Source organism: Streptomyces sp. NPDC054841, assembly GCF_053611045.1.
Genome location: NZ_JBSGZO010000566.1, coordinates 1 through 5,026 on the forward strand (window position 1 = coordinate 1; position 5,026 = coordinate 5,026).

6 protein-coding genes are annotated in these 5,026 nt (G+C 72.4%); 1 reads left to right on the plus strand and 5 read right to left on the minus strand.

All coding sequences use genetic code 11. From position 1 onward, the window contains the following. Nucleotides 1-144: 144 nt before the first annotated feature. The 5 genes from ACWGI8_RS39310 to afsQ1 all read right to left on the minus strand — a co-directional run bounded on the left by ACWGI8_RS39310 (nucleotide 145) and on the right by afsQ1 (nucleotide 3,995). Nucleotides 145-345 carry a PspC domain-containing protein gene (locus tag ACWGI8_RS39310; protein ID WP_453668235.1) on the minus strand — a complete coding sequence of 67 codons (201 nt, stop codon included), beginning with the start codon at nucleotides 343-345 and terminating at the stop codon, nucleotides 145-147. A gap of 91 nt (nucleotides 346-436) precedes the next feature. After that, nucleotides 437-1,003 carry a VanZ family protein gene (locus ACWGI8_RS39315; RefSeq protein WP_453668236.1) on the minus strand — a complete coding sequence of 189 codons (567 nt, stop codon included), beginning with the start codon at nucleotides 1,001-1,003 and terminating at the stop codon, nucleotides 437-439. A gap of 54 nt (nucleotides 1,004-1,057) precedes the next feature. Then, entirely contained in the window at nucleotides 1,058-1,744 is a 687-nt protein-coding gene (locus ACWGI8_RS39320) for a hypothetical protein (RefSeq protein ID WP_453668239.1), read from the minus strand. A 38-nt stretch (nucleotides 1,745-1,782) separates the two neighbouring features. Further along, a complete protein-coding gene (locus ACWGI8_RS39325) occupies nucleotides 1,783-3,321 on the minus strand; it encodes an ATP-binding protein (RefSeq protein ID WP_453668237.1) in 1,539 nt (512 codons plus the stop codon). After that, nucleotides 3,318-3,995, minus strand: a complete 678-nt coding sequence (gene afsQ1, locus ACWGI8_RS39330) for a two-component system response regulator AfsQ1 (RefSeq protein ID WP_351229557.1) — start codon at nucleotides 3,993-3,995, stop codon at nucleotides 3,318-3,320. Before afsQ1 ends, ACWGI8_RS39325 begins: the two co-directional genes overlap by 4 nt. A gap of 205 nt (nucleotides 3,996-4,200) precedes the next feature. On the opposite strand from afsQ1, the gene ACWGI8_RS39335 reads away from it, so the two are divergent. Next, entirely contained in the window at nucleotides 4,201-4,920 is a 720-nt protein-coding gene (locus ACWGI8_RS39335; protein WP_453668238.1) for a SigE family RNA polymerase sigma factor, read from the plus strand. Nucleotides 4,921-5,026: the final 106 nt, after the last annotated feature.

Below are 5,026 nucleotides of genomic sequence, written 5' to 3' on the forward strand. Positions count from 1 at the left end.
CGCGGGGCGCCCCCCCCCCCCCGGTGGGGGGGGGGGGGCCGCGCGCGGCCCGCGGCCCGGGGGCCCCCCGGGGCGGCGGCCCCCCCACCCGCCCCCCCCCCCCCCGCCGGGGGGCCCCCCCCCCTCTGTACTGTTCGCGCGCCGTCACCAGGCGGTCGACGCGGTCTTCTCCTCCGGCAGCAGCAGCCACAGCGCCAGGTAGAGCAGGAACTGCGGGCCGGGCAGCAGACACGACACCAGGAAGATCACGCGCATCGTGGTCGCGGAGGTGCCGAAGCGCCGTGCCAGCGCTGCGCACACTCCGCCGATCATGCGTCCGTCACGGGGGCGGGCAAGTGCGGCCATGGAGGGCTCCTTCACGAGCGTCCTGGGGAGCCGCTCCACCGGGCTCCCGATGACTCCATACTCGCCCGGTGCAACGGGGCAAAGCGTCGCTCTACGGGGCGATCCCGACCCTGGGAATCGTCGGGGTCGGCCCCTGAGGCGCCTCATCCCGGAGCAGGGGTCCCCGCTCCTTCCTGGGACGTGCCGGCCTCCCGCCGCGCCTGCGCCGCAGCCGGGCCCGGCCCGCAGGGACGACCGCGAGATGGGCCAGCGCCACGCCCGCCGTGTTCAGCAGCAGCGAGTCCACGTCGACGACCTGCCCCGGCACCCCGGTCTGCAGCAGCTCGATGCCGAGCGACAGCAGCGCCCCCGCCGCGACCGTACGGGTCAGCGAGGCCCACGGGGCGACAGCGAGCCGGCCGCTCGCCATCGGCAGCAGTATGCCGAGGGGAGCCAGCAGGAGGAGTCCCTCACCGATACGGCGGGCCGCCTGCACCGGGCCCAGCGCCAGATCCGCTCTGATGCCCGCCAGTGGCTCCAGATTCGCAGCAGTCACCCACGGCACATCCAACGGGCGGAGCGTCAGCCACCCCACGAGTGCCAGATGTGCGAGGAGGAGGACGCCCCCCGCCACGCGGAAGTGGATGGCGGCACTGCCGCCCGAACCTTGACGCTGCACGCCCCCCAAGACGCGCTGACCGGCAGCATCGGTTCCGCCGGATGCCCAGGGGTGTCAGGAAGGGCTCGGAGACGGCAGCGGGCCCACCGTCGGCAGCGCCGTCTCCGGGCGTTCCTTGGCCGTCCGGGTACAGCGGTAGCCGTGCGGTGCGTACTCCCCGGGGCCGCCCAGGATCACCGACCCGCCTGCGGCCGCGGCCTCGCTCTCCGCGAAGGTGCACACGATCTGCGCCAGCGCCGCCGGCGGCAGGTCCTCGGGCTGGCGGCTCAGCCGCAGCGTGCCCTCCGGATCGCTCTCACGCGGCGGTGAGACGGTCAGCGGGCCCCGCACGAGCGTGGTGAACCCGGCCTCCCGCTCGGTCTGCGACGGCTCCTCCAGCAGCTCCCCGAGGAGCGCCTGAGCGACCCGCACCCGGGTCCCGGCCTTCTCCTCGGCGATCGTGACCGTACGGTCCACCGCCTGCAGCGCCGACGCGCACACCAGATACACGCGCACCGGCACCTGCGGCTGCGTCTGGGTGGCCGTCTCCTTGCCGGACAGCGTGCACGGCACCCGCGACGGCGCCGGCCCGGCGTCGACCGGCACCGTGGTCGTCCGGATCCCGCAGCCCGCGGCGGCGGCCGCGACCGTGACCGCACCCACCAGCGCCAGAGCGGCGCGACGGATCCGCGACGCGGCGGAACCCCGGTCGCCCGCGCCGCCCGCCCCGGCCGTGCCGGCCACGACCGGGCCCCCGGCCATGCCCAGGGGCGCCCGGTGTGGCTGCCCGTTCCGTACGGTCACTGCGCGTCGCCCGCCTCTCCCCGCTCGTCGTCCTGCCCCCGGCCGCCCCGGCCGCGAGCGTCCGGGGCGATGTCCGACGCGTCCCGGGGCAGCCGCAGGACGAACACCGCACCGCCGTCGCCGTCCGTGGAATTCGCCGCCGAGATCCCGCCGCCGTGGATCAGCGCGTTCTCCATCGCGATCGACAGCCCCAGGCCGCTGCCCTCGGACCGCGGCCGCGAGGCGCTCGCCTTGTAGAAGCGGTCGAAGACATGCGGCAGGACGTCCTCGGGGATACCGGGCCCGTGGTCCCGAACCTCGATGACCAGCTCCTCGCCCTCCAGCCGCACGGCCACCCGCACCGGCGAGCCGCCGTGCTTCAGCGCGTTGCCGATGAGGTTCGCCAGTATGACGTCGAGGCGGCGCGGATCGAGGCGGGCCATGATGCCGCGCTCCGCGTCCAGCTCGACCGCGTCCAGCCAGGCCCTGGCGTCGATACAGGCGGTGACCTGGTCGGCGACATCGACGTCGTCGAGGACGAGCCGCGCCGTGCCCGCGTCGAAGCGGGTCACCTCCATCAGGTTCTCCACCAGGTCGTTGAGGCGCCGGGTCTCGCTCACCACCAGCGCCACGGCGGGCGCGATCATCGGGTCGAGGCTCTCCTGCTCGTCCTCCAGGACCTCCGTCACGGCGGTCAGCGCGGTCAGCGGCGTACGCAGCTCGTGCGACATGTCGGCGACGAACCGGCGGCTGGACTCCTCCCGCGCGCGCATGTCCGCGACCTTCTTCTCCAGCGACTCCGCCGCGTTGTTGAAGGTCCGGGACAGCTCGGCCAGCTCATCCGTGCCGGAGACCTGCAGCCGCGTGTCCAGCTGGCCCTCGCCGAGCTGCCGGGCCGCCTGACCCAGGCGCTGCACGGGCTTGAGCACGGTCCTCGCGGCGGCCTGCGCGAGCAGCGCCGAGCCGAGGAGCGCCAGGGCCGTGGCGATCCCCAGCGACCAGGCGAGCGAGTTCAGATCCTGCCGCTCCTGGTCGAGGGACTTGAACATGTACCCCGTCGGCCCGCCGCCCACGACCCTCGTACCGCCCACCAGGTAGGGCGTGTTGCCGCGCGTGGTGCGCACCCAGAACAGATGCTGCCGCTCGCTCACCGCGTCCCGCAGCGAGGCCGGTACGTCGTCGAGCGTGAAGGTGTCCGGGTCGGACGCCCCGACGATCGGCTTGCCCGCCGCCCGCTCGCCGAGCAGCAGCACGCTGTAGCCGGCGTTGCCGCTCGCCATCTGCTCCGCGGTCGTCTGCAGTTCGCTCTCCGTCGGGCGCGCCGGCAGCGACGCGGCCCGGTTCTGCATCTCCCGCCGGAAGTCGCCGAGCGCCGCGTCCTGCGTACGCGTCAGCACGGCCTCGCGGTTCAGCCAGTACGCGATCCCCGAAGCGGACACGGCGGCGGTCAGCGCGACCATGCCGAACACGACGACAAGCCGCAGTCGGAGGCTGGTCCAGCCAAGTCCGGCGAGTATCACCCGCTTTGCGGCGCTCGTCTTCGCAGCATCACTCACTGAGGAGCGTCCAGTCTGTAGCCCACTCCTCTGACCGTGCGGATCAGCGTCGGCGAGGACGGTACGTCCTCCACCTTCGCCCGCAGCCGCTGCACGCACGCGTCCACCAGACGCGAGTCGCCCAGATAGTCGTGTTCCCACACCAGGCGGAGCAGCTGCTGGCGCGACAGGGCCTGGCCGGGACGGCGGCTCAGCTCCAGCAGCAGACGCAGCTCGGTCGGCGTGAGCTGCAGGTCCTCGCCGTTCTTGGTGACCGTCATCGCGGAGCGGTCGATCACCAGCGAGCCGAAGGTCGCCGAGTCCGTGGACTCACGCTCACCCCGCCGCAGCACCGCCCGGATCCGGGCGTCCAGCACGCGCCCCTGCACCGGCTTGACGACATAGTCGTCGGCCCCGGACTCCAGGCCGACGACGACGTCGATGTCGTCACTGCGCGCGGTCAGCAGAATGATCGGCAGCTGGTCGGTGCGCCTGATCCGCCGGCACACCTCGAATCCGTCGATGCCGGGCAGCATCACATCCAGCACGATCAGATCCGGCCGCTGCTCACGCAGCAGTTTCAGGCCGTCCTCGCCCGTCGCCGCGGTGGCCACACGGTGGCCCTGGCGTGACAGCGAGAGTTCGAGGGCCGTGCGGATGGCGTCGTCGTCCTCGATCAGCAACAGGAAAGGCACAGAGGTCATTCTGGCCCATGGGGCCCTGGGAGTTCGACAGTCGGTGCCGTCAAGCCCGACTCCTCCCTCTCTCCGCGCCTCTTCCCTGTTGTCTCCCCACCCCTGTGACAGGCCTGTGACAGTCGGCGGACACCGGCGTGAAGTCCCCTCGGCAAGCTCTTCTGCACAAGGACCGAAGCACACTCCAATCGGCGGGAGGCGCGAGATGAACGCACTGCACAGCACCACCTCAAGCGCAGTTGTCACGCGTCTCCACGACGTCGTGCGGAACACCGAGAAGTCCGGCGCCGTGAACGGGCGGGGGTGCGTTCGCGGCGCCGGGCGTCAGCACAAGCCGTCGTACATGACGGTCGTCGACGCGAAGACCGAGGGTGAGCGCAGCGGACACTCCGAGGCCGCGGACGCCGAAGCGGCGTTCACCGCCTACGTGCAGGAGCGCCGCGCCTCGCTGTACGCGACCGCGTACCACCTGACCGGTGACCGGTTCGAGGCGGAGGACCTGCTGCAGAGCGCGCTGTTCTCGACGTACCGGGCTTGGGACCGGATCAGCGACAAGGCGGCGGTCGGCGGCTATCTGCGCCGCACCATGACGAATCTGCACATCAGCGCCTGGCGCCGGCGCAAGATCGACGAGTACCCGACCGAGGAGCTCCCGGAGACGGTGGGCGACACGGACGCGATGCGCGGCACGGAGCTGCGGGCGGTGCTGTGGCAGGCCCTCGCCCGGCTGCCGGAACCCCAGCGCACCATGCTGGTGCTGCGCTACTACGAGGGTCGTACGGATCCGGAGATCGCGGAGATCCTGGACATCAGTGTCGGCACGGTGAAGTCGAGCATCTGGCGGTCGCTCCGCCGGCTGCGTGAGGACGAGGCCCTCAGCTTCGGCTGTGACGAGGAAGAGTCCTTCGGCCAGCTTGTGGCCTGAAGGCAGCGGGGGGACCGCGGAAGAACGGGGACCGCGGGGTAACGGGGATCACGGGGGATCCACGGGGGATACGAAGCGGGGCCGGACAAGATCGGGGGTCTTGTCC

Bases quoted from the DNA above. Each gene is read 5' to 3' on its own strand.
- ACWGI8_RS39335 (WP_453668238.1), top strand. From the start codon at position 4,201: ATGAACGCACTGCACAGCACCACCTCAAGCGCAGTTGTCACGCGTCTC.
- ACWGI8_RS39320 (WP_453668239.1), bottom strand. From the start codon at position 1,744: ATGGCCGGGGGCCCGGTCGTGGCCGGCACGGCCGGGGCGGGCGGCGCG.
- ACWGI8_RS39310 (WP_453668235.1), bottom strand. From the start codon at position 345: ATGGCCGCACTTGCCCGCCCCCGTGACGGACGCATGATCGGCGGAGTG.